We start from the raw sequence: 1,672 nt of genomic DNA, 5'->3' as shown, positions 1-1,672 counted from the left end.
CATAATAATCTCCATTCCGCGCGCCTTCGGGCGCGGCACAAATAGTAATGAAAGATTTGCAAAACCTCTACTACATGAGATAATAGCTTCAAGAAGCTACACTACAAAGCACGGGAGGAGGAGTTGTAAATTCTTTCTCGTTTTAGACAGCATAATAATCAGTGTAAGTCCTGCCTTTTCAAGCACAAATAAGTGGCTCTATAAGACCGTACACTAAGAATTGTTTTAACGCCTTGGTTAAATTGTGTGGCAGTTCAGTCAATGGCTTCTTATCTTATTTCAGAAAGGAGTCTGACTATGAAAGTTACTTACATTACCTGTTGTGGTGTCGATGTTCACAAATCATTTCTCGTCGCCACAATCATTACTACCACCGGTGGTATCGAGCCCTCTTATCAGAAAAAACGTTTTTCCACCTTTAACAATTCAATTCTTGAGTTCAAGCAATGGCTTCTTGACAATAACTGTCATGACCTTTGTATGGAATCTACTGGTAAATACTGGATTCCTGTATTTAATCTCTTAGAGGATGAAATCAATGTTACTATTGCCAATCCTAAATGGGTAAAGGCTGTAAAGGGCAACAAGGATGACACCAAAGATTCTAAATGGATTGGAGATTTGTTCCGACTAGGACTTGTAAAAGGCAGTTACATTCCCTGTAAAAAAATCCGTATTTTGCGAGAGTTTACAAGGTATCGCTATAAACTTGTTTCCTGCCGTTCCAGTGAAAAGAATAGATATCAGAATGCTCTTACTGTGTGTAATGTTGCATTAGATTCTGTTGTATCCGATATCTTTGGGAAGTCATCCACATCCATCATTGACTATCTGCTTGAACAGTCTGGCAATTCTATCAATCATGAAGAAATAGCTTCTAAACTTCTTCGGTCTCTCAAATCGAAAGAAGATGCAGTGATTGAATCCATTGAAGGATATCAGATGACTGATTCCCAAAAATATCGTATGCACCTTGTCCGTGCACATATGGATTATATCACAGCTGAAATCAATGATATAGACCGTGAAATAGAAAATTTGATTTCTTCTGATCCTGACTATGAAAATGCTATCCAGTTTCTAATGACTATTCCGGGTGTTAAACGTGATAGTGCAATCACTATCATCTCCGAAATAGGTATTGATATGTCACAATTCTGCAATTCAAAACGCCTGTGTTGCTGGGCTGGATTAACCCCAGGCAGCAACGAATCTGCTGGTAAGAAGAAGTCGGTCAGAGTCACACGTGCTGGAGTTTACCTCAAACCTGCATTGGTACAGTGTGCCCATGCAGCCGTAAAATCTGACAAGTCTCCTTACTACAAAAAGAAATATGAATCCCTTGTGAAACGCCGTGGCAAGAAAAGAACCACTATTGCTATCGCTCGAATGATTCTAACCGCAATTTACCAGATGTTATCAACTGGTGAAGCATGGAATCCAAGTGATCTGTATAAAATCGATATGCCTGAAGCTTTACTGGATAAACAAAAAGCAAAAGCTATCAAGCAAGCCATGAAACTATTACAAAGTGAAGGATTATATCCGCCACCAGAACTAATAATAGCTTCTTAAAATTTTTCTTAAATAATCACCTATAAAAAGTTGCCGTTTACTGACAGCTTAGATAAGTGCGCCACTTTTTGGCTGACCTCTACTTTCTTTCACACTA

At 38.8% G+C, this 1,672-nt stretch carries 2 protein-coding genes; both read left to right on the top strand.

The genetic code is table 11. The features are described from left to right. Nucleotides 1-217 (top strand): hypothetical protein (locus tag DS742_RS29275; protein ID WP_205692800.1); only part of this gene is annotated, 217 nt, incomplete at its 5' end. A gap of 80 nt (nucleotides 218-297) precedes the next feature. Then, entirely contained in the window at nucleotides 298-1,575 is a 1,278-nt protein-coding gene (locus DS742_RS24225; RefSeq protein WP_117419514.1) for an IS110 family RNA-guided transposase, read from the top strand. The last annotated feature ends 97 nt before the right edge of the window (nucleotides 1,576-1,672 follow it).

Origin of the sequence: Lacrimispora amygdalina (assembly GCF_003432035.1) — a bacterium.
Lineage (GTDB): Bacteria > Bacillota > Clostridia > Lachnospirales > Lachnospiraceae > Lacrimispora > Lacrimispora amygdalina.
This window is presented reverse-complemented; position numbering and strand designations above follow the sequence as displayed.